The organism is Nicoliella sp. ESL1120, from assembly GCF_058508515.1.
Map to the genome: position 1 here is coordinate 1,446,789 of NZ_CP196383.1, position 23,793 is coordinate 1,470,581.

Genomic DNA, 23,793 nt, shown 5'->3' on the forward strand with positions numbered 1-23,793 from the left:
AGGCAGCAGCTTGGCTATCCATTTCCAAGCTACTGTCTATTGATAAACATGATCATGATTATCTGTAATATCACTCATTATTTTCCATTAGTCAGAAATACCAGACCAGCCTTAAAAGGCCCTAATACAGGTTTCAAATTGATCTAACTAGACAGAACGAATGATTTTGATCACTCCGTAAAACATCAAGAAAAATGAAATCGTAAATAAAAGTACAGATATTGCTAAATAAGGATTGAAAAGAATAATAACTCCTGCAATGACACCTAATCCACCTAAAATGACGTTAAACCAATAACCACCGTCGCGGCTCTCAAACGCATTTTGATTGAGCCAAAGCTCCAATCCAGAATTAAAAATAACCGATACGGCAAATAAGAACCAAATCAAAACCACTCCTACCCAAGGAGCGAAGAACATTACGATTCCTAAAAAGATATCATAACCAGCTCCAACATATAACCATGTTTTATTATAAGTGCGAATTGATTTAATATCACTCCAGCGGGAAAAGCCATCTATGATTAATAAAATCGCAATCATATAAATCAATGAAAAGGTTGAACTAAGGGGATTCTTAATAACAATCAATGCTAAAACAATCGATAAAATCCCAACCAACAATGAGAATGGATTGAATCGTCTTCTTTCTCCAAACATTAAAGTCACTTCTTTCAATTAAAATTATTATCATCTAATAGTCTATCATTTTAAGTAACAATTAGCATTTAAAAACAAAAAGCACCGCTAAATTAGCCATGCTTATTCTAATCCTATTTAGCTGAATCGTCATCATCTTTAGCAATTGTATTTGCGATTAAATCAGCAATCTTATCTGGTTCAACACGGTCACCAGTCTTAACAAAGTATTCGTCAACAAATTTTTGATTCAATTCATTCATTGCCTTATTTAAATCGGCAACATCTCCGTGATCTTCAAAGTTATTCATCAATTCTTCATTCTTTACATAGTAGTCCTTAAATAATTCAATTACTTCTCGACTCATTTATAACACCTCTCAATAGTAATTATGAACTGATTATATCATTATTATTCTAAATAATTAAACCGATTATTACTAGTATTTGCAATCTCTTTACCCTTATGGTCTTTAATAATAACATTAGTTTTCACATGATGTAAGTATGCAATCCGTTTTATCCCACTCCAAACGGTAAAGGCATTGTGTTGGTTTTCACGTCGATTCCCCATGGTTAGGTCACTAGAAATCGTAACCACCGTTTTATCATTACCATCGTAAGTCACTTTTTCAACTACGTGTGATGATTGGTCTGGAACCCCGCTAATCTGTTTTTCATAACCTTTTTTATCAGTACCACGTTTAGCAAGCATCTGTTCTTGCCGACGGTTTGCCATATCACGATTACGTCTGTCACGTGATTCAAAATTTTTCTCGCTTTGATTCTGCTTCATTTGGCTTACGCTCGAAGATTCAGATGCCTTTTTTTGAGAATCGCTTTTACTTGAATCATTCGCTGAACTACTAGTCGATCCTGACGAGTTGGAACTATCATTCTTTGCACTAGAACTATTATTAATAGCCTGTGATTCATTTGAATTAGAGTGGTTAGAGGCGCTAACCCCCCAAAAACTCCCCACTGAAAAAATTGCCATTACCAATGCGAATAGTCCCCAGGTTTTACTAGACTTATTCTTAATTCTAATTCCCTGAATTAAAGCGATTAATAGTGTAATTACAAATAACACTAAAAATATAATCAATAAAATTTTAAAAACAGCGTTCATTTTTAAATTCTCCTTTTGTTAATTAACTATAGTAATTTTAACACACTATCAAATAATAATATTACCATTGTTTCCTACCCTTATAATATTCTTAGTGTTATCATGAATAAGTTATAAATATAGGAAAGAAGGCTTTCATCATTAATCGAAAATTAGCATTATTAATGGCCTCTAGCTTATTCATGCAAATTATGGATTCGACAATCGTTACAACTGCCCTTCCTAAAATGAGTAAGAATCTAGCAGTTAGTTCAGCTACGATTTCACTAGTGGTTAGTGTATATCTAATTACAATGGCAATTTTTATCCCGTTAAGTGGTTGGATTGCAAATCGCTACGGTCAAAAAACCGCTTGGCTAGTTGCGGTACTATTATTCACCGTTAGTTCATTTACAAATGCAATTGCTCCTGGATTTACATTTGTTTTAATCAGTCGTTTTTGCCAGGGAGTAGCAGCATCGCTAATGGTTCCAACTTCCCGATTGATCGTTCTTCAAAAAGCCCCTGCTGATAAACTACTAGAAATCACTACCTACTTAGTCTGGCCAGCATTGATCGCACCATCAATCGCACCAGTAATTGGTGGATTGATCGTTAATTATTTATCGTGGCGATGGATCTTTTTGATCAACATTCCAATTGGCTTAATTAGCATTTTATTTGGAATCAAATTAATTCCCCACAATGAAACCCATCCAGAAGCGCAATTCGATTTATTAGGATTTATTGAAATTGCAATTGCCTCAGGATTAATTTTAATTGGAGCTGAAATTGCTACCCACGGGCAAAGTGAATGGGGATTCGCTGGCATTCTGGTTTTAATTGGAATTGTAATTACCGTTATTGCAGGTTTGCACCTAGTTCATTCTAACCATCCACTATTCTCAATCAAGTCATTACGAGTAACGTCGTTTCGTATCTTTCAAACTGGTGGATCATTTCTGTGGGTCTCGATAGGATCAATGCCATATCTATTAACGATTTACCTACAGACAATTCTTCATTACTCACCAATCAAGGCATCATTTTACGTGATTTTTATCTTTTTAGGCAACATTGTTGCTAAAACGTTTGCTAATCAGTTCGTTAAAACAATTCACTTTCGCCCTGCGATTTTAACGGCCGTAATGATCATCTTAATTTCATCATTTGGATTTGCATTCGTACAAGTCAACTCACCCGCCGGATTAGTAATGATTTTAGGATTTATCAACGGGGTGGGACGCTCACTGGCCTTGACTGCATATAACGCCCTGTCGTTTGCTGATATCAGTTTTAAGGATCGCACCAGTGCAAATACTTTGAATGCGGTAACCCAAACATTATCACAAGGGCTCGGGGTCTCATTGATAACGGTGGTCGTCAGCATGGTTGCAACTATCACTAGTAGTAGTAATGCTTATCACTTCGGATTTATATTCCTCGCTGCATTAATGATTTATCCATTCATCGAAACACTACTCATTCCAAAGAACATCGGTAATAACGCAATCTAATAAAAAGCTTGGCCACGGAAAATCCGTTGCCAAGCTTATTTAATATCCAATAGTTCTGGAACCCGTTCTAATAAGTAATCTGGGTGTACCATCTCAAGTGCTTTAACATCATGCGCACCCCAGACGACCCCAGCAGTATGGACACCAGCGTTTTTACCCATTTCAAGATCAAAAGTTGCATCACCGATCATTATCGTTTCATTCTTATCTAGATTATGATCAGCAACGATTTTAAGCACAGTATCAGGCGCTGGCTTGGCATGTTCGACCATATCGAATCCGACAATCTCGGTGAAATAATCATAAATACCAAGCGCCTTTGTGTTTCTAATAACGACTTCGCTGCGGTTACTAGTGGCAACGAATAGTTGTTTTCCTTCTGAACTTAACTTCGCGAGCGTTTCTTTAATTCCTGGGAATAATTTTAAATTTCCAGGCTCTAGTTTTTCATACTCTTTTACAAATACATTCATTAATTTTTGTAATTCAGGACGACTAATGTTTTCTGGTGCCATCTTGGGAAATGATTTTTCAATCGGAATTCCCGTATAGTAACTAACTTCCTCAGCAGTCGGTTTTGGAAATCCCATTTTATCAAAAGCAGATTGAGTGGAGAGAACGTTCACCCGCCCAGAATCAATTAATGTTAAATCAAAGTCAAAAATATAGTTCTGCATTTTTTTCACTACTTTCCTTCAGCGATTAGTAAAGCTCAAACGCAATCATATTATAGCAATATCAATCACCAAAAACAAAGGAGCCGCAACCACGTGCGACTCCCTTAATATCATTTCGGGTAATTAAATTATTTTAACCCTTGCCACTTTCAAAATCAGGGTATAGTGTCATCCCACCATCAACGTAGATGGTATCACCAGTAACATAACCGGATTCTGTAGATGCTAACCAAGCAGCGGTAGCAGAAACTTCTTCTGGCTTTCCGATTCGATCCATTGGCACTAATTGCTTAGTGGCATCCAATTGTTCAGGATCAGCAAACTTTTCAGCATTGATTGGTGTATTAATCGCTCCAGGAGCAATTGCATTTACCCGAATGCCACTTTTTGCGTATTCCAAAGCAATCGTTTCAGTGAACATCTTCACCCCACCCTTAGAGGCAGCATAGTGTGAAAATGTAGGCCAAGGAATTTGATCATGAACTGATGACATGTTAATGATGTTGCCAGGTTTATTGTTTTCAACCCAGTATCTAAGTGCTGCACGAGCCCCTAAGAATGTCCCAGTCAAGTTAACACCAATGACCTTGTTCCAGTCCTTAAGTGACATTTCATGCGTATGGGCTTTGTTTTCAAGTCCAGCATTATTGATCCATAAGTCTAATCCACCAAAATTATCAATGGCGGCATCTAACATTTTTTGCACATCTTCTTCAGTAGCAACGTTAGCTTGAACCGCAACTGCATCCCCACCGTTTTTCTTGATCAGTTCAACAGTGTCTTCAGCACCCTTAGCATCGGAATTGTAGTTCACAACTAACTTCATGTGTTCCTTAGCAAGTCTCTTTGCAATTGCCTTACCGATTCCTTTAGAACCACCAGTAATTACAGCAACTTTTCCTTTTAAATCATCGTACATTTTGTTCACGACCCCTTCGATTAAGGATATTATTTTATTCATTATCTCACATCAAAAATAACAATATCAAATTATAAGCATTGTCCAACCGATAATTACGATAATAATCAACAAAATGACGTTAATAATCGTAAATACCTTAATAAAGCGCAATGCAATCGTTTTATCGAATGCGACCACTTGTTTCAATGCTAATAGGTTAGCCAATGAAGCTACTAACGTTCCTAATCCACCAACATTGGTCCCTAATAGCAAGGCTTGTCCATTATGTGTAAAGTGGGCTAATAGTACAGCTGCGGGAACATTACTAATGAATTGACTAGCACCAATTGCGGTCAGATAAGTGCTTGTGGTGCTGTGCATCAGCCAATCCAAACTCGTGTTAATAAATTGATTGCGACTTAAAATTCCAGAAATTAAAAAGAAGCATGCAAAGGTCAGTAATAGGGAATAATCGACCTGCCAAAGTTCCCGTTTATCAATTAACAACGTTACTAAAATTGATAATCCCACGGCTAACGGGATTGGCACCAAATTAAAAACTGCTGCTAACACGACGATTGCTAAGCCCAAAGTAGACAATAAAGCCCTCCGATTCCCGATTTTAGAAACAGCCACTTGATTTTGAAACGGTGCTTTTTTTATCAAAAGGGTCCCTAACATCAAAACAACCAGACTCATCAACACGATTGGAACTGTAATTGCAAAAAAAATACTGGCATGTAGCTGATAGTAATTAAATAAAAATAAATTTTGGGGATTCCCGAACGGTGTTAAAACGCTGCCTAAATTTGCGGCCACGGTAATCAATACCGCCGGAACAATAATTGGCAGATCGTATTTTTGAGCGGTAAATAAATATAGTGGTAAAATCGAGATGATTGCTACGTCATTTGTCATTATCATGGCACCACAAAATGCAATCAAAATCATTAATTGGGCAAATTGACGACTATTTTTAACAATTTTAATTAACCGATCGCTAACGTTAATTAAAATATTTAATTCGTTTAGTAACTGAATCACTAACATTAATGAAAATAGCGTCCCAATTGTACCCCAATCAATATCAGCAAACCTAATCCTACCAAGGATGTTAACAACTAATAAGACTCCAAAAGAAATAATTAAGAGCTTATCAGTAAAAATTTTCTTTAATTGAATAAACAAAAGTATAAATTTTCCTTTCAAAAATCATCGATTAGTGATAATCTTTTCATATTCTTTAAAAAAGCTTGTTCATAATCAGTTAATTATTTTAACTGATTTAGAGCTAAATAACCAAATTTTATGGAGGCTTAGTCATGAAGGCTAACTTAAATAAACTGACGTTGGCGGGAACTTTAATCGCCATCGGAATTGTTTATGGTGATATAGGTACATCGCCACTTTATGTAATGAATGCGATTATTGGTGACCAGGGAAAGATGGCTGATGCCACACCTGATTATATCATTGGAGCCATTTCATTGATATTCTGGACTTTAATGATTATCACCACCGTTAAATACGTAATTATTACGATGCGCGCCGATAATAACCACGAAGGTGGAATATTTGCGTTATATGCATTAGTTAGAAAAAGAGCGAAATGGTTAGTTTGGCCCGCTTTAATCGGTGGGGCTGCCCTGCTAGCAGATGGGACGTTGACCCCTGCAGTGACCGTTACCTCTTCGATCGAAGGATTGAAAAACCAAACGATCGCTGGGCTACATTTTAGCAATTCTCAATCAGACGTGTTGGTAATTACCACCTGTGTCCTATTGGGGCTGTTCTTGATTCAGCGGTTCGGGACCGGGACGATCGGTAAATCATTTGGTCCCATCATGATTGTGTGGTTTGGGTTCCTAGCAGTCGCTGGATTAGTCAACATGGCTCAATACCCAGCAATTATTAAGGCCATAAATCCATACTATGCTTTCGAAGTCCTTTTCAGTCCTGGTAATAAGGCTGGAATCTTTATTTTAGGAAGTATCTTCTTGGCTACGACCGGGGCTGAAGCACTTTATTCAGACATGGGTCACGTTGGGAAGAAGAACATCTACTTTACTTGGCCATTAGTTTATTTATCATTGATTTTGAACTACTTTGGTCAAGGAGCGTGGGTCATTACCCATGCTAAGGATCCCGTATTCAGTGCCATGGGCAGTATCAACCCATTTTATTCAATGTTATCTAGCGAAGTGCGTCCATTTGCGATCATCATCGCTACGTTAGCTGCGATCATTGCTTCACAAGCGTTGATCACTGGATCATACACGTTAGTCGATGAAGCCATTGGGTTGCGTTTCCTCCCTCGTTTCATCATCAAACACCCTAGTAATGTGAGAAGTCAGATCTACATTTCCACTATTAACTGGATCTTATGTGGAATCACGCTCTTTGTCGTTTGGTTCTTCGGTAGTTCTGAAAAAATGGAAGCTGCCTATGGTCTAGCAATTACGATCACGATGCTTTCGACGACCATCTTGTTGTTCGAGTTCTTGTCTAGTCACATGAATCGGGTCCTCGCATATAGCATTGCATCGTTCTTTGCAATCATCGAATCGATCTTCTTCCTAGCAAGTCTAGTTAAGTTCGTTAAGGGTGGTTACGTTACCTTCTTCATCATGATGGGAATCCTATATGTAATGATCATCTGGTTCTTTGGTAACAAGCGGCGTGACCACTATGAAAGAGAAAGTGAATACGTTTCACTTGAAGACTATAAGCATCAGTTAAGCGCCCTCAGTAAGGATAGCTCAATTCCTTACTTCACCTCTAATTTAGTTTACATGACTAAAATTAAAAAAGATTATCAAATCAAACGAAACACCATGTACTCGATCTTGGATAAGGAACCCAAGCGGGCTAAAGTGTACTGGTTCGTGACCGTGAACGAAACTAGTTCGCCATACGAAAGTAACTACACTGTTGACCTATTAGACACTGATAACGTGGTTGACGTGCAGCTCTATCTAGGGTTCAGAAAACCACAAACGGTTAGTGTCTACTTGCACCAAATCGTTAATAACTTGATCGAACAAGGGGTTATCGAAAAGCAAGTCCAACACTACTCAACGATTAAAAATCGGACCGTCGGGGACTTCAAATTCATTTTGATCAACGAACGGCCATCCGATTTAGCCTTAAATACAGAGGTTAGTCAATTGGACAAACAATTGATTTCAGGACGAATTTTTCTACAAAATATCACTGCTTCTCCAGTTAGTTGGTATGGATTGGAATTTAGCAATACCGTTCAAGAAATTTCACCACTATTCTTTAATATGCAACATGATCAATACCTAGTTCAAAAACGGATTCTCCACCCAATCCACTCCAGGGAAACAAGAAATCCTAAAAACTAATAAAAAGCCCTCGCTGAGGGCTTTTTTATTTGGCTATTTTATTAATTTAAAGCTCAGTTTTAAAATAAATGGAGAAATAATGGTCGAAGCAATTATCGCTCCAATAATCGTAGAATACTGATCAACTGATAGTAAATGATTTACATATACAATCTGCGCAATGATCAACGCGACCTCACCACGTGAAACCATCCCCGCACCAACCACGAAACTACTCGACCACTTAAATCCCATTAAATGACTCCCGAGCCCAGCTCCGATTAACTTCGTGATGACTGCTAGAAAAGTAAGGGCAATAAATAAGGCCCATTGATCAATAATTCCAGACCACTTCATTTCCAATCCAATGCTAACAAAAAACGTCGGTATCAACAGTAAATACCCCAATGAACTAATTTGATTATCAACTAATCTTTTAACGGGGTGTTGTCCAATTATCAAACCAGCAAAAAATGAGCCAGTAATTGCGCTTAAACCAATCAATTCCGCCCCTTCGGCGAATAATAAACCAATTATTAAAGCCATGATTGAAACAGCATATGGAAATGATATCCGTTGAAAGATTTTTAAAAGCGGCTTAATGCAATACTTTGCAATTATAAAAATCACAACAAAAAACAGGATTTGAAGACCAATTATTAACCCACTGTTCATCCCAGCCGTAATTTGCCCTCTTAACTGCTCTCCAGTGAACGCTACTGTGATTCCGAGTAGAACCACCGTTAATACATCATCTGCCACAGCAGCCCCTAAAATCGTGATTCCTTCACGACTATTCAGCTTACGCATTTCGCGAAGCACCTCAACAGTAATTGAGACAGATGTCGCACTAAAAATAACCCCTAAGAACAAAGCATCCTTAGTTGGCCAACTAATTAAAATCCCAAAAATGCTTGTAATGATCATTGGAAATAAAATACCCACCAATGCCACAATTAAGCTAGGCTTAAGATACTTTTTCAATAATTGAACGTCACTATTTAAGCCTGCTAAAAACATTAATATAATTACTCCTAAATCGGCTAAATTTTTTAACGATCCGTTTAGGTGAATCAAATTCAATAATCCAGGGCCGATAATTAAGCCTGCCAGCAATTGTCCTACTACAATCGGGATTTTAAGCCATTCGGCAATTTTCCCCATTACAAAAGCACTAACTAATATCAAAATTATATTGAATAAAAACGCCATTAAGAAACCTCCTAAAAACAAAAAACGCCCGCTTTAAAGAATTCTGCCAACCCAAAACAGAAGAATTCTTGAAAGCGTGCGCTCCAACCAATTAATATTTATTTATATTAATTATATCTTGATAATTTTATGAAAGTCAAATTAACTTTTTTTATTATCAAAAAAATATTAGCCATTTTTACATTATTATCATTGCTATTTATGGGACAATTTGTTAATATATATTTTGTAAAGAATAAGTTTATGTTAAGAACTTTAATTTTATTAAATAATACATAATTCCGATTCCCTGATGATTGGTATATCTATTTCTCTTTCGCACCTACTAATTTATCAGACACATATCCAAAAAACAGTCTACTTAAATGGCTGTTTTTTTTTGACTAAAAAATCAGGCCCTCTTAAGCAAGAAGAGCCTGATTTTTATTTTAACCAACATGATTTTCTTTTAAGATGGCTTCAATTTCTGATTGCATCGCAGGGGTCTTCTTCCACTCATCAAAGTGGTCAAACTGTTCCCCTGGCATCGTGTAATTCTGATTAATATATTTTTCATAATTAATAACGTGAATTGAATGGGGAATGTTTAATTGAATAATTCTTACTTCCTTAATCAAACCACGCTCAGCTGCCAATTCAGCACGGCCATTTTGGACCATATCGCTAATTTCAATATACTTAGAACCATCTAAACGGGTAATTTCCTCGATTAAAGTCAGTGTTTCGTGACTTTTATATTCATCAGCCATATGCTCGCTCCCCTATTAATTATTTTTTGTGATGCGTCTTTTTATAAACAATTTTAGTGGTATGTGTCCGATTATTAGGGACCTCTAAGACCTTAGTAGGCTTTAATAGGCTAGCTGGCTTAGCCATCACATGACTAATCCGATGACCAGAAACATTAACTAAACAAAAGAAGATAACACCCACTGCAACCAAAAACGTAGCCAATTTAGATGTAAATGACATCTTTTCACTAATTACTGACCCGTAAAAGCGGTGATTAATTTCGCTTGAAACGTTTTTAGCGCTAGGATCTGCGGCCTCTGTTTCATTAATAACTTCTTTTTCGTAGGCATTGATATCGAAGTTCTTTTGTATGTCCTTTTGTTGCTTTTCAAATTGTTTCTTTTCTTTTTTAGAAAGCTTTTTAAACCAAGCGGTGAATTTACGATATTCAGCAATTACTTCAGCAGTTGGTCCAATTTGTTTTAACTTTCCATAATTAATCCAAGCAACCCGATCACAAAGTAATTCAACCTGCTTCAAAGCATGACTAACGAAAACGATCGTCTTACCCTCTTTACGAAAATCAGAAATCTTATCCACACACTTTTGATAGAAGGTATCATCCCCCACTGATAGGGCTTCATCAATGATCAAAATATCGGGCTTAATATGAACAGCGATTGCAAATCCAAGACGCGATTTCATCCCACTTGAATAACTTTTAACTGGTTGATCAACAAAATCACCAATATCTGCAAATGAAATAATATCATCCATCATTTCATCGATTTCTTGATTGGTTAATCCCTGCATCAATGACTTTAACCGAATATTTTCTCGACCGGTCAAATTCTTTTTCAGTCCTGAGTTAATTGCAACGATTGAAGTATCACCCTTAACATCGACTTGGCCAGTTGTTTGTGGAATAATTCCAGAAATAATGTTAGAAATTGTAGATTTTCCTGACCCATTTACCCCAATGATTCCAAGTGCTTCCCCTGGCTTAACGGTAAATGAAACCCCCATTAGTGACCAGAAATGCGGAATATTTTTATTATTAATTGAGAAGAATGATTTTAACTTATCAGTTTGGGTCTTAAATAAGTCATACTCCTTAGTTACATTTTGTACTTTAATTTTGTATTGTTCTTCTGCCATTTTTAATACTTCCTAAATTTGATTTCGTTAACTAGATATACAACAAAATAACATTATAACAAACATAATAATAATCCGAAAGGAAAATTAGTACAAAGCTGAATTGTCGATCCAATACTTTTGGTTACCAATTTTAATTTGAGCCCAAATTAATTTAGAATTAGTATCGACTGATAGTGAATCGACCTTAACGTTTGAGATTGATGATTCTGAAACGGTATTCCAGCTCTGCTCTTGGGCCTTTCCAGTCCCTGGAACAATGTTATAAAGGGCATACTTACCATATTGAGAACTCAGCCGCTTAGTAAGGCTGACTGGTAAGTATTGAATTCCATTCACATGTTTAATTTGAATCCAGGCGTTATTGCCGTTGCTCATCTTATAACGAATCCAAATCTGCGCATTCCCCTTACTACCTGAAATTCCAATCATATTCGCATTATACTTAACCCGATTAGCGATTTCTGAATCTGTAATTTTGCTGGCGAGCGTATCAGAACCATAAATATGACTATAAGCAATTTTACTAGTAATTAAATTCGAGCTAACGCTGGTTGATAACTTAAAATACTTAACCGATGGAAAGTTTAAAGCTTGGGCCTTTACCCAGTACTTCTTAGAATTAGTATTCTTTGTAAGCCGAATTCGATACCAAGTTTGATTCCCAGAAGTTCCCGTAGCATAGCCAACGTTGTCAGCATAAACTAGCGATCCTGACTTTAGACTCGCCTTCCACTTATAACTCTTAACATTACTGCTAGTCCCCTCGATTTTATTATAAAGCGCTTGTTTTTTAAATTGACTAGATAGTGGAACCGATTCATTAGAATCACCAAGTGAATAACTAACCTTTACATCACTAGTATTCGTTGAATTATTAGTATTGCTGGTTGATATAGTAGTATTGGCTGATGCAGTAGTCGAGCTACTGTTGTCAGCAACCGAATTACTTTGTTCAGTAATTCCGCCATCTAACGTAGTTAAATTATATTGATTAATAATACTAATTAACTTATTAGCATAGTTTGGATCGGTAGCGTACTTACCAACCAAAGCGGTCGCAGCATCATTAACAGACTTGGCGTTTTCCTTCCAGGTGCCAGAATAAAAGCTAGAAGCCCCCACTAAACCATTTCGAATCATTTGAGCGTAATCTTCTAATGAACTTTGCGCATTGGGGTACTTTCTAAAACTAGAATTAACGTAGTAAATAGCACCACTACTATTATATTCAGCGGTCTTTAAAGTATCGGATTGTCCATTATAAGAACCCTTAATCCCAAAGTAATTATAATCTTTGGTAGCAAGCGTACTTTGTCCATAGCTACTTTCCAACGCAGCTTGAGCTAACATCAACGATGGATAAAGATTATATTTTGCGGCAACCGTTTTTACAACTGGTGACAACTTACTAATAAAATCAGAAGCTGTGTCAGCTTTAGCACTATGTACTCCAAGTAAACTAATACTAAGCATCATGGTCATTAGACCAATAAATGCAGTTCTGAACTTCCTATTCATTTTTAAATTCCCCTCTTTATTTTTATTATTGTTAGAATAACATAATCTTTTTAAGAAAATGTAAAAAAAATCCTTAAAATTAAGATTAATTTTAAGGATTTTAAATCTATTGATTTATTTTTGTTTAACGCCCCGACGATCGGCATTTAATTTATTTTGTTGATTTTTAAACTTTTCCCATGTCGCCTGTTTGCGCTGATCATTTTTACTAGCTTTTCGTTTTTTAGTAAATTTCATTATGCCACCACCTCTTTAATTGATGAATAATTAAGTCCAGTTTAGCACAAATCAAATCAAAAAACGCTAACTTTAATTATTCCACAGTAACACTCTTTGCTAAATTCCGTGGCCGATCAACATTCAAGCCCTTGTTCAAACTAGTGTAATAAGCAAGTAATTGGGCTGGAACAACGCTTAATAATGGAGTGAGCATTTCGTCAACATCTTGTAAAACAAGATCATCATCATCCTCAGCTAATGCTTCGGTTGAAATCGTAAAGGTCTTAGCACCCCGTGACTTAGTCTCTTCGAGGTTATTTCTAGTTAACCCAGCAGTCTTTGCTTGCGTAACGATTGCAATTACCGGAGTTCCCTCCTCAATCAAAGCGATGGTTCCATGCTTCAATTCACCAGAAGCAAACCCTTCAGCAATAATATAGGAAATTTCCTTTAACTTCAACGCTGCTTCCAATGAAACATAGTAATCAATTCCCCGTCCAATGTAGAACGCCTTGGTAGCTTCAACAAAGTAGTTCTTAGAAATGGAATCGATTTGTTCCTTTTCGTCGATTACCGCCTGCATCCCAGTAGCTACGACACCAAGTTGTTGTCTAAGGTTAAAGTCAATCGCCCGCTTTAAGCCGAGTGATTCGCCCAATGACTTCGCTAAAATGGCTTCTAGCGTAATTTGAGCTGTATAGGCCTTCGTAGAAGCAACTGAAATTTCTGGACCAGCATCAAGCAACAATGTAAAGTCTGCTTCACGTGAAAGGGTGGAATTTTCAACGTTAGTAATTGTTAAAGTTGGGAAGTTTTTCTTCGTAACGTTTTGTAATACGACCCGACTATCAGCAGTTTCACCACTTTGACTCAAGAAAATAAAGAATGGTTTTTCAGAATACAATGGATCATCATAGGCAAATTCTGAAGCAACTTCCACTTGGGTTGGAATCCCCACTAATTTTTCAAACAGATTTTTCCCAACTAACCCAGCGTGATAACTAGTCCCTGCTCCCACGATATAGAGCCGATCGGCCGTTTTCATTGCATCTAAAATTTTAGGATCAATCTTAGAAGCGCCATCTTCTGAAAGATACTTTTGGGATAATTTTCTTAATACATTTGGTTGTTCGTTGATTTCCTTAAGCATGTAATAAGGGTAAATGCCCTTGTCTGCTTCTGAAGCATCAGTATCAACATGGAATGGTTCTCTTTCGATGTGATTACCTTGCCGATCTTGAATATCAACTGAATTTGGCTTAACAGTTACCACTTCACCATCTTTAAGTTCCAAGAATTCATGGGTAACATTTAACATTGCAACTGAATCAGAACAAACAACGTTAAAACCATCAGCAAGTCCAATTAATAATGGGCTCTTGTTCTTAGCAACATACAAAGTATCTGGTTGTTCACGATCCATTAATAAGAATGCGTATGAAGCTCCATCCTTAAGTAATGAGATTGTCTTTAAGAATGCCTCTTTCGTAGTCATTCCTTCCTTAACTGCAAAATGATCAACTAATTGAACGACCACTTCAGTATCGGTTTGACTAGTGAAATCAACATCTGAAAGGTATTGCTTCTTTAATTCCTTGTAATTTTCGATCACACCGTTGTGAACAAGATAAAAACGGTCATCTTGCGAAAATTGTGGATGTGCATTTTCAACCGTTACTCCACCATGAGTGGCCCAACGAGTATGCCCAATTCCAGTACTACCATGTACTTCGGGTGTAATCGCCGCCTTTAATTCGGCAATTGCTCCCTTCCGCTTTACAAGATAGTCCTTTCCATCTTGATCATTAACATAAATTCCGGCAGAATCATAACCCCGATATTCTAGTTTTTCAAGTCCATGAATTAGAAGCTTTACGGCATTATCATTACCGGTTACTCCAACAATTCCACACATATTTTTAATCCCCTTTTGTTTTTAATCATATTATTTTTAAATTGGTATAGACAATAATTAAGCTCATATTTAATCGTTCAAGTAGATACTTTACAACGGTCTGTGCAATATGTCAACTATTAAAATATTAAATTGGTATATCTAAATTAGAGAAAAATGGCAAAATAAAAAGGCCTAACTAACCGACCTCTTAATTTATATTTTTATTCAATTCCACATTCTTTTTCAACCACTTTGGCAATTTTTTCAGCATTTTCTTGACACGTATCTTGATCTGGGGCTTCAACCATTACTCTTAATAATGGTTCAGTTCCACTTGGTCTTACCAATACCCGACCATCACCATTCATTTCGTGTTCAACATTTTCAATTACATTCTTAACAGAAGGGTTATCTAATGCTGAATTTTTGTCAGCTACCTTAACGTTGATCAAGCTCTGTGGGTACGTCTTCATTTCAGCCGCTAATTCTGATAGTTTCTTACCAGTATCCTTCATTACGTGGAGAAGCTGAAGACTAGTTAACATTCCATCACCAGTCGTATTGAAATCTAAAAATACGATATGGCCAGATTGTTCACCACCAAGGTTATAACCACCAGCGTTCATTTCTTCAACGACATACCGATCGCCAACCTTAGTCTGCTTACTATTCATCCCATTTGCTTCCATGGCCTTATACATCCCTAAATTACTCATAACCGTGGTAACAATGGTATCTTGTTTCAAGCGACCATGCTCTGCCATGTATTTTCCGCAGATAAACATAATCTTATCACCATTGACTAAGTTTCCTTCTTCATCAACGGCCAAGCAACGATCTCCGTCACCATCGAACGCAAATCCGACCTCTGCCCCCTTTTCAACGACCATTTTTTGAAGTTGTTCTGGATGGGTCGAACCAACGTTATCATTAATATTAAGCCCGTTTGGTTGGGTAGCCATCGTGTCAAATTCCACTCCAGCATCAGCATAAAGACGCGAAACCAAGTTACTAGTGGCACCATTAGCAGCATCGACACAAATATGCATTCCAGCAATATCATCAGAAACGGTCTGATTCAAGAATCGAATGTATTTTTGAGCACCTTCAGAAAAATCATCTTCAGTTCCCAATCCTTCTGCTGATGGACGTGGTAATTCATCCTTATCAGCTTCTAGAATTGCTTCGATTTCTTCTTCCATTTCATCAGAAAGTTTGTAACCATCTGAACCAAAAAACTTAATTCCATTATATTCTGCTGGATTATGAGAAGCGGTAATCATTACCCCAGCAGCTGCATCCTGAGTTCGGACTAAATATGCCACACCAGGAGTCGTAATGACTCCCAATCTTAAAACCTCAATTCCAGTTGATAACAATCCAGCGATCAGTGCTTCTTCAAGCATTTGACCAGAAATTCGGGTATCACGAGCAACTAGTACTTGGGGGATTTTACTATCAGAGTGCTTGGTCAGAATATAACCACCAGCACGACCACATTTAAAAGCCAGCTCTGGGCTTAAATCACGATTTGCAACTCCTCTAACTCCATCGGTTCCGAAATATTTCATTATTAACTCCTCATTTCTTACTTATCTTTAACTTTTATATTCACTTTAATTTTTTCTGGATCAAAGCCACTAACCTTGTTGAGTGACTTATCAAGCTGAATCGTTTTGGTTTCATTAGCAGTAATTCGACTAACATCAATATTAACAGTAACGTTTTTCAAATTGTCCAACTCACTAGAAGTACCAAATGCCTTAACCTTTTCAGTGTTAGAAGTCACTGAATAGGTCTTATTAGATGCCTTATTATCAATCTGATATTTAATTGGTAACTCCTTGAAATTACCACTGCTAATTGGCAAGTAAACATTCGTTGTTGAAGGGGTTAAAATTACGTTCACGGTGTTGCCCTTCCGATCAACAGCTTCTAATATCGCCTGTGAATTAACGGTCTTATTAGTATTTTGAGATAGGTTCAACTTGGCAATCACCCGCACAGCCTTACTAATTTCACTAGAAGCCCCAGTGGCCTTAACTTTAGCATCAGACACAACCGCACTTCCAACATGGTAACCAGATGAAATCATGCTCTTATCATAGCTTGCGGTTACTGGAAGCGTTACCGTCTGACGAGGCTGAATATTAACGGTGATATAAGATGGATTAATTTTATATTTTAACTCTGAATTTAAACCATCCTGAGATAATCTAACCCGATGCTTTCCAACCCCTAATTTACTTAAATCAGCATAGATATGGAAATTTTGGGTATTAGTCGTTGTGGTAACCAATGCTGTCGGCCCACTTAGCGATACGCTAACTTTATCAGGATATCCAGTAACAAAATACTTACTACTATTAACGTTCAACTGTAAATTAGCGGAAACGCTAGCATTTTTAGTAGATGCTAATTGCGTGATATTGCTATTCTTATTACTAGTAAAGTTAAGTTTATCCTGATTAGCGTATGCATATAGTAATATCGAAAATATTAAAGATAGAATTAGGTAGAAAAAAGTGCTGTTGAAGAATTTACGCATGTCTAATTCCCCTTTCCACTTTTGCTAAGATTACTGATCCAACTCCCAATCATCGTAAAGATATTATGGCTAATTTGTTGTTTTTTGATCAGTTGATCCCGTAAAAATTTAAGGTAATCTTGTTGGGTCATCCCGCGCAGCAATTCATTATCCTTTGTAATTGAAACTTCACCAGTTTCTTCTGAAATCACGATCGTAAGGGCATCGGTAACTTCAGAAATCCCAACCGCAGCACGATGCCTAGTCCCTAACTCTTTTGGAATCATCGTGCTTTGTGAAAGGGGCAGATATGCTGCCGCAACAGCAATTCGATGGTTTCTAATAATTACTGCTCCATCATGAAGTGGGGTATTCGGAATGAACGTATTAATTAACAATGCCCCTGTGATATGAGCATCTAATTCAATTCCTGTTTCAATATAATCCTCAAGGCCTGTTTCCATTTGAATCGTGATCAAGGCCCCAATTCTTCGTTTGGACATGTACTGAATTGCGCTATCAAGTCCCTCAATCATCTGTTCAGTTTCTTCATTCTGATTTTTAGTATGCCACAACAAAGAACCGCGTCCTAAATGTTCAAGGCCCCGTCTAATTTCTGGTTGAAAAATAACGATAATTGCAATAAATCCCCAGTTAATGACCTGATCAACCATCCAAGAAACAGTTCCCAGCCCGAACAAAACACTAAGGATTTTAATTATCGCAATTACGATAATTCCTCTAAACAATTGAACTGCTTTAGTTCCACGTAGCAAAATAATCAATTCGTATGTAATGAACCAAACCACTAGAATATCAATTAAGCTACTAAAATGGCTAAGAGTAAACAGATTACTCCAAAAGTTACTCATCATATAACCTCCAAATATTAACGCTAGCTTTATTATATCACGATATTAAGAACTTATTTTTAAACAGCGTTCTAAAATTAACACATTTTTGTTAGAATTAATTAAAATAGACTTTAATTAAAATAAGGGGAGGTTTTCTAGTGCATCTTTCAAAAAGTTGGCAGGTTCGCATTTTTTTTGCGATTTGGTTTATAATTACCGGTTTTTTTGTCAAACAACCCTTCAATTTCTTATTACTAAATACGTTTTTAGCCTATATTCCAATTGAAATTAGTTTCCACTTGAACCATGAAATAATTAATGCAAGTATCCTTTACTGGCCGCTACTAATCATCTGGATACTATTTTATCCAAATGCACCCTACATTCTTACGGATTTATTTCATTTATCGCTATTAAACCCTTATGATAATTTAACCGGCCTTTTGAAACTATCTGATCAAATTTGGATTAATTTTATGATGCTAGTCATCAGTGCCATTGTTTGTGCGTTTGTTGGCACTTGGTCATTATCACTTACAGTTAAATCACTGATGAATAAATTCAGATTAAAATCACAAGTCATTTACTGGATAATCGTTCTTATTTTTACATTTACCTCTTCAGTGGGGGTTTTTATCGGACGGTTTTTAAGGTTGCATACGCTTTACTTATTTTTAAGCCCCAGGTTATTTATTATGCCACTGATTAAAATGTGGACACCAGATATGATGATATTCACAGCCACCATGATGGCAATCCAAATTACGATTTATTGGGTCATTTCAATTAATCAAAACCAGCATAAATAAAAATGTGTCCATAATTAAAAATTACGGACACATTTTTTAGTTATTCACTTTCGTTTAATGGACTCATCATCACATTTTCCAAATAATTGATGTGTTGTCTAAGCTCATTGGAAGTTTCCCAGTCAATTTGATTAGTATCTAATAAACGTTGAATTTCGAGGCGTTGGGCTCCAAAACCACGAACCTGCAAATTATTTAATTGTTGTTGATAATCATCTTGATGGACTGAATTAATGCGGTTGATTCGATTTCGATAAAAAACAATGATATGATCAACCATTTGATTTTCAAAGGAACTAGAATCAATATCCGGCCTGTTAAGGTAGTTTTTAACCTCTTGAATGGCAGCCTGACTTAATGTTTCAATTATCAAGCCCCAATGTTTTCTCAACATTTCGTCACGGTGATTAAAACGACGTCCCGCGATGAAAAAACTACGAATTCCAGACAGGAAAGTGGAAATATCACTTATAAAACTAGAACGAGAGGTATTCATTCCGACTGAATCTAACATTGCCGTTTCGCGTCGATTAATCATTTTAACCGTTGCAAAATACTCATCCCGTTTAATCACACCATCATCGTATAACTCTTGGGCGGCTTTCCGCTCACCACTAAACGCGATCCTACGCAGTGCTAATTCATTATTGAAACTAAAATCATTAAATTGATTAGATCTTAAATCATGTTTTAACTTTCTAAGCATTAATTGATATTGAAATATTAAATCGAACGCTGCTTGTTGATTGTATTCATTTTGGCTTTTTTGGACCTTATTAATTGCAGATTGCACTAATTTAATCTGTGCCTTATCGTTAGAAATATAATTATTGTCATCAATCTGTTCTTGTTGATTTTCAGTCAATAATGGAATGAAGATAATGGCACTAAGTAAGCTTAAAATAATTACACTAGCAGATATAAACAACACCATGGGCCGTTCTGGGAAATTTCTCCCCGTAGCGGTGAGCACTGGAATCGATAGGACTCCTACCATCGTAACTGCTCCCCGCACTCCGGATAGCCCAGATAGCAATGCCACCCTTAAATTGACCTTTTTATAATTCCAACGATTAGCCACGAATTGATATCCTACGATCCAGACGAATCGAATCGCAAGTAGTAATAGCCACGTAACAACAGCATAAATGATCGGATCAATCGTTCCCAACTGAATCGTTTGAATGCTCTTGCCCATTGCTTGCGGTAATGAAAAACCAAGCAGTAAGAAAATAATTCCGTTTAAAATATAGATGACCACGTTCCAGGTCTTCTCAGTAACTAACGTTAATTCAGGATTAACATTTGCAATCTTACGATCCTTAACATGCATGGTGATTCCAGCACTAACTACCGCAATCACGCCAGAAGCATGAAACCATTCTTCACTGATAAAGTAAATCACAAATGGCGTAACTAAGTAAGCGACCGTATAAAAAATAATGTTGTTAATCCCACTATCATATAAATAATCACGTGCCTTTAACAGCAAATACATAATTACGATTCCAATAATTAATCCCACGATACTGATGTAGAAAAAATCACCAACTGCACTGGTTAACAAAAATTTTCCAGTCATTGCAGCTGCTAGCGCATACTTAAAGCAAATTAGCCCGCTAGCGTCATTGATCAAGCTTTCACCACTAACCAAGTGTAAAATGCCACTCGGTAAATTAGAACGTTTCGCAATTGATTGAACAGCAACTGGATCCGTAGGAGAAAGAATTGCTGCTAACGCAAAACAAACTGCAAACGGCATCTCTGGAATCATCCAATTGATTATTACGCCCCCAACTAACATTGTAATCACAACTAAAGCGATGGCATTAATAAAAATTGGTAATTTTAACTGCCAAAGCTCTCGTTTGGGAAACCGTTTCCCGTCATTAAAAAGCAAGGGGGCAATAAATAGTAATAAAAACCATTCAGTTTCAAAATTAATTTGAAATTTTGTAAAAACAGATAACAACAGCCCTAGTCCAATCTGAATCAAGCTACCTGGAATCATGGGTAGGTAGTGACTAATGACTGTCGAGATTAATAGTAATACAACTAGTAAAATAATTAACTCAATAATCACCATTTATATCATCTCAACTCCAATTCCATTTTTTATAATTACCGATCACCAATAATTCTAACCTCAGTTTCTAAGTGAATCCCACTATTTTGATAAACCGCATCTTGGACGTGGTGGATCACCGTGATGTAATCAGTTGCAGTGGCTCCGCCAACGTTAACGATAAATCCGGCGTGCTTAGTAGATACTTGCGCTCCGCCGAATCGGTAGCCCTGCAATCCAGAATCATGAATTAGCTTACCAGCAAAATGATTCTTAGGCCTTTTAAAGACGCTCCCACATGATGGCAGGTCAAGTGGCTGCTTCGATGCCCGTAAAGCATTAAAATGGTCCATTTTAGCTAAAATTTGACTTTGATTACCAGGTTGCAACTCAAATTCAGCAGCTATAATTGCATTATGACCATTTTGAATAATACTATGGCGATAATCAAACTCTAATTCGGCATTATTTAATTTACGCACACTACCATCAAATCCAACGATTGTTGCGTAATTAACTACATCAGCGGTTTGACCACCATACGCTCCAGCATTCATATAAACAGCACCACCAACGCTACCAGGAATCCCAGCAGCAAATTCCATTCCTGATAATCCATGCTTTTGCGCAGTAATTGCGACATCGATTAGTGCAGCACCAGCTTCAGCAACGATTTTATTTCCATTGACGCTAATCTTGGTCAAATGAGTTAAAATGATTGTAATCCCACGAATTCCATTATCGCTTACAATTAAGTTACTAGAATTACCCAATACTGTAATTGGTAGGCCAAATTCATTCGCACTCTTTAATAGTTGACTTAACTGCTCTTCATTATCTGGTAACGCCAAATAATCTGCATTCCCACCAGTTTTAGTAAAAGTATATTTTGATAGCGGTTCATTAGTTTTAATTTTTAAATTTTTTATTTTTGGATTAAAATTATGCATACAAATCGTCCCTCTTAAATCGATATACTATAATTTTACCATGAATTAACGCCCCAATTATGAATAAACTAATTATTAAAAAGGATAGAAAGGAAAATAATTCCATGAATTTTATTGCAATTGATTTTGAAACGGCAGCTCTTAAACGTGCTAGCGCTTGTTCACTAGCATTAACGGTGGTTAGAAATAACGAGATTGCAAGTGAATTTTACACGTTAATTAACCCAGAGATGCCATTCTTTTGGCGAAACATTGAAGTGCACGGTATCCATGAATCGGACGTAATTAATGCGCCAACATTTCCTGAGGTATGGGAAAAAATTAAAATGTTTTTTAGCCCTAATCATCTGGTCATTGCTCATAACGCTAACTTTGATAATAGCGTTTTAAAAAAGAGTTTAGAACGCTATCAATTGGTTCAACCACAATACTTAACCTTAGATACAGTGACTGTCACCCGAAAGCTATTCCCTAATTTCACGAACTTCAAACTAAACACCGTTTGTGAAAATTTGAACATCGAGTTAAATCATCATCACAATGCCTTAGATGACAGTCTTGCATGTGCCAACATCTTAAGGTATGAACAACAACAATTTGGCGATGAAGCAATCAAACAATTTGTAAAAATCATCAAATAAAAAGATGTTAATGGTCTATCCATTAACATCTTTTTATTTTAAATGACAAATCATTTCAGTAGTCGATTTTTCATTGCCAGGCACATTAATCACTCGTGAGCCAAAATTATCGATGAAACCTAGTTTATGGTAAACATGAATTGCAGCTTGATTTTGATTTTCAACCGTCAAGACAAACCGCTGTAAATTACTAAACGAACTGCCCCAATTCAAGGCTTCATCCACCAGCGCACTGCCAATCCCATTATTCCAAAATCGCTTCAACACGGCCACGCCTAGTTCACCATCTTTTGAATCAAGCAGTTGTTGCACTGTAACGATTCCAATAATCAAGTCGCCAAAATGAGCCACTAAAATAACGTTACTCCTGGTCTGATTAATTAGCATGATTTGACGTTGCTCTTGCTCAATTGATAAATCAGCTAGTCCTGGATCAACTGTGAAAGTATCAGATTCAGTGACTAATTGTTTCATTAATTTTAAAATTGCGTTAGCATCATTCCAATCTGCTAATTCAATTGAAATCTGATTATCATTGCTTACCATCTTTATCCAAGCTTTCTTTTAAAATGGTTTGAAAATGACTTCCGTGGGGATCAAAAGAAAGGGTCCTAGATTCAGGGCCTAATTCATCATTACGTCTGAAAATAATTTTTAAATAATTATCAGGTAGCTCATCAGCAACGAAATTAGCCCACTCCACAACGTTTATTCCATCACCATTAAAATATTCTTCTAATCCTAATTCATCCCCACTACCATCATCCAAACGATAGGCATCCATATGATAAAGTGGTAAGCGACCATCTTGATACTCACGAATGATGGTAAAAGTCGGGCTTTTAACATTTCTTTTAATTCCTAATCCTGCAGCAAGCCCCTTGGTAAAAGTTGTTTTCCCTGCACCGAGATCGCCATCTAATAGCAGTAAATCCTCTGCTTGCAAGAAAGGAGCAATTTTTTTACCGATTTGCATGGTTGCTTCAGGGGTATTAACGGTTATTTTTTTCAAGCTATTA

Annotated in this window: 23 protein-coding genes; 4 read left to right on the forward strand and 19 right to left on the reverse strand. The window is 36.7% G+C overall.

Going from position 1 to position 23,793, the window contains the following annotated elements:
• Positions 1-147: 147 nt before the first annotated feature.
• From ACSYTE_RS06255 to ACSYTE_RS06265, 3 genes are all read right to left on the reverse strand, one after another.
• Positions 148-660 carry an HdeD family acid-resistance protein gene (locus ACSYTE_RS06255; RefSeq protein WP_491716585.1) on the reverse strand — a complete coding sequence of 171 codons (513 nt, stop codon included), beginning with the start codon at positions 658-660 and terminating at the stop codon, positions 148-150.
• Between the two features lie 113 nt (positions 661-773).
• Complete coding sequence (locus tag ACSYTE_RS06260; protein ID WP_491716586.1) at positions 774-1,007, reverse strand: hypothetical protein; 234 nt, start codon at positions 1,005-1,007, stop codon at positions 774-776.
• A gap of 44 nt (positions 1,008-1,051) precedes the next feature.
• Entirely contained in the window at positions 1,052-1,768 is a 717-nt protein-coding gene (locus tag ACSYTE_RS06265) for a DUF1328 domain-containing protein (RefSeq protein WP_491716587.1), read from the reverse strand.
• Positions 1,769-1,932: 164 nt separating this feature from the next.
• Between ACSYTE_RS06265 and ACSYTE_RS06270 the strand changes: the two genes are divergently transcribed.
• Positions 1,933-3,264, forward strand: coding sequence for an MFS transporter (locus tag ACSYTE_RS06270; RefSeq protein ID WP_491716588.1), 1,332 nt, complete (start codon positions 1,933-1,935; stop codon positions 3,262-3,264).
• Positions 3,265-3,299: 35 nt separating this feature from the next.
• Here ACSYTE_RS06270 and ACSYTE_RS06275 read toward each other — a convergent pair whose 3' ends face one another.
• The 3 genes from ACSYTE_RS06275 to ACSYTE_RS06285 all read right to left on the reverse strand — a co-directional run bounded on the left by ACSYTE_RS06275 (position 3,300) and on the right by ACSYTE_RS06285 (position 6,030).
• Complete coding sequence (locus tag ACSYTE_RS06275) at positions 3,300-3,941, reverse strand: HAD family hydrolase (protein WP_491716589.1); 642 nt, start codon at positions 3,939-3,941, stop codon at positions 3,300-3,302.
• A 133-nt stretch (positions 3,942-4,074) separates the two neighbouring features.
• The gene (locus ACSYTE_RS06280) at positions 4,075-4,860 is read right to left on the reverse strand and encodes a glucose-1-dehydrogenase (RefSeq protein WP_491717308.1); all 786 of its coding nucleotides are present in this window, start codon (positions 4,858-4,860) and stop codon (positions 4,075-4,077) included.
• Between the two features lie 66 nt (positions 4,861-4,926).
• Positions 4,927-6,030, reverse strand: coding sequence for an SLC13 family permease (locus tag ACSYTE_RS06285; protein ID WP_491716590.1), 1,104 nt, complete (start codon positions 6,028-6,030; stop codon positions 4,927-4,929).
• 134 nt (positions 6,031-6,164) lie between these two features.
• Between ACSYTE_RS06285 and ACSYTE_RS06290 the strand changes: the two genes are divergently transcribed.
• Positions 6,165-8,210, forward strand: coding sequence for a KUP/HAK/KT family potassium transporter (locus tag ACSYTE_RS06290; RefSeq protein ID WP_491716591.1), 2,046 nt, complete (start codon positions 6,165-6,167; stop codon positions 8,208-8,210).
• 33 nt (positions 8,211-8,243) lie between these two features.
• Here the strand turns inward: ACSYTE_RS06290 and ACSYTE_RS06295 are convergent, their stop codons facing one another.
• From ACSYTE_RS06295 to cdaA, 9 genes are all read right to left on the reverse strand, one after another.
• On the reverse strand, positions 8,244-9,401 hold the full coding sequence (locus ACSYTE_RS06295; RefSeq protein WP_491716592.1) for a cation:proton antiporter: 1,158 nt from the start codon (positions 9,399-9,401) through the stop codon (positions 8,244-8,246).
• Between the two features lie 428 nt (positions 9,402-9,829).
• Positions 9,830-10,150: a hypothetical protein gene (locus ACSYTE_RS06300; protein ID WP_491716593.1), complete on the reverse strand. Its 321-nt coding sequence runs from the start codon at positions 10,148-10,150 to the stop codon at positions 9,830-9,832.
• A gap of 19 nt (positions 10,151-10,169) precedes the next feature.
• A complete protein-coding gene (locus tag ACSYTE_RS06305) occupies positions 10,170-11,291 on the reverse strand; it encodes an ABC transporter ATP-binding protein (RefSeq protein ID WP_491716594.1) in 1,122 nt (373 codons plus the stop codon).
• Positions 11,292-11,378: 87 nt separating this feature from the next.
• Positions 11,379-12,812 carry a glucosaminidase domain-containing protein gene (locus ACSYTE_RS06310; protein ID WP_491716595.1) on the reverse strand — a complete coding sequence of 478 codons (1,434 nt, stop codon included), beginning with the start codon at positions 12,810-12,812 and terminating at the stop codon, positions 11,379-11,381.
• A 114-nt stretch (positions 12,813-12,926) separates the two neighbouring features.
• Entirely contained in the window at positions 12,927-13,049 is a 123-nt protein-coding gene (locus tag ACSYTE_RS06315; protein ID WP_491716596.1) for a hypothetical protein, read from the reverse strand.
• A 76-nt stretch (positions 13,050-13,125) separates the two neighbouring features.
• Positions 13,126-14,946 (reverse strand): glutamine--fructose-6-phosphate transaminase (isomerizing), encoded by a 1,821-nt coding sequence (gene glmS / locus ACSYTE_RS06320; protein ID WP_491716597.1) that lies wholly within the window; start codon positions 14,944-14,946, stop codon positions 13,126-13,128.
• A gap of 203 nt (positions 14,947-15,149) precedes the next feature.
• Positions 15,150-16,499: a phosphoglucosamine mutase gene (glmM, locus tag ACSYTE_RS06325; protein WP_491716598.1), complete on the reverse strand. Its 1,350-nt coding sequence runs from the start codon at positions 16,497-16,499 to the stop codon at positions 15,150-15,152.
• Between the two features lie 17 nt (positions 16,500-16,516).
• Positions 16,517-17,476 (reverse strand): CdaR family protein, encoded by a 960-nt coding sequence (locus ACSYTE_RS06330; RefSeq protein WP_491716599.1) that lies wholly within the window; start codon positions 17,474-17,476, stop codon positions 16,517-16,519.
• A 2-nt stretch (positions 17,477-17,478) separates the two neighbouring features.
• Positions 17,479-18,327: a diadenylate cyclase CdaA gene (cdaA, locus tag ACSYTE_RS06335; protein ID WP_491716600.1), complete on the reverse strand. Its 849-nt coding sequence runs from the start codon at positions 18,325-18,327 to the stop codon at positions 17,479-17,481.
• Between the two features lie 140 nt (positions 18,328-18,467).
• Here cdaA and ACSYTE_RS06340 point away from each other — a divergent pair, with 140 nt between their 5' ends.
• Complete coding sequence (locus ACSYTE_RS06340) at positions 18,468-19,118, forward strand: DUF1361 domain-containing protein (protein WP_491716601.1); 651 nt, start codon at positions 18,468-18,470, stop codon at positions 19,116-19,118.
• Positions 19,119-19,158: 40 nt separating this feature from the next.
• Here ACSYTE_RS06340 and ACSYTE_RS06345 read toward each other — a convergent pair whose 3' ends face one another.
• Entirely contained in the window at positions 19,159-21,204 is a 2,046-nt protein-coding gene (locus ACSYTE_RS06345) for a cation:proton antiporter (protein WP_491716602.1), read from the reverse strand.
• Between the two features lie 35 nt (positions 21,205-21,239).
• A complete protein-coding gene (gene murB, locus ACSYTE_RS06350) occupies positions 21,240-22,133 on the reverse strand; it encodes a UDP-N-acetylmuramate dehydrogenase (RefSeq protein ID WP_491716603.1) in 894 nt (297 codons plus the stop codon).
• A 104-nt stretch (positions 22,134-22,237) separates the two neighbouring features.
• Between murB and ACSYTE_RS06355 the strand changes: the two genes are divergently transcribed.
• Positions 22,238-22,774: a 3'-5' exonuclease gene (locus tag ACSYTE_RS06355; RefSeq protein ID WP_491716604.1), complete on the forward strand. Its 537-nt coding sequence runs from the start codon at positions 22,238-22,240 to the stop codon at positions 22,772-22,774.
• Positions 22,775-22,807: 33 nt separating this feature from the next.
• On the opposite strand, the gene ACSYTE_RS06360 is transcribed toward ACSYTE_RS06355, so the two are convergent.
• Positions 22,808-23,320, reverse strand: a complete 513-nt coding sequence (locus tag ACSYTE_RS06360) for a GNAT family N-acetyltransferase (RefSeq protein WP_491716605.1) — start codon at positions 23,318-23,320, stop codon at positions 22,808-22,810.
• Positions 23,307-23,786 carry a tRNA (adenosine(37)-N6)-threonylcarbamoyltransferase complex ATPase subunit type 1 TsaE gene (gene tsaE, locus ACSYTE_RS06365; RefSeq protein ID WP_491716606.1) on the reverse strand — a complete coding sequence of 160 codons (480 nt, stop codon included), beginning with the start codon at positions 23,784-23,786 and terminating at the stop codon, positions 23,307-23,309. Before tsaE ends, ACSYTE_RS06360 begins: the two co-directional genes overlap by 14 nt.
• Between the last annotated feature and the right edge of the window lie 7 nt (positions 23,787-23,793).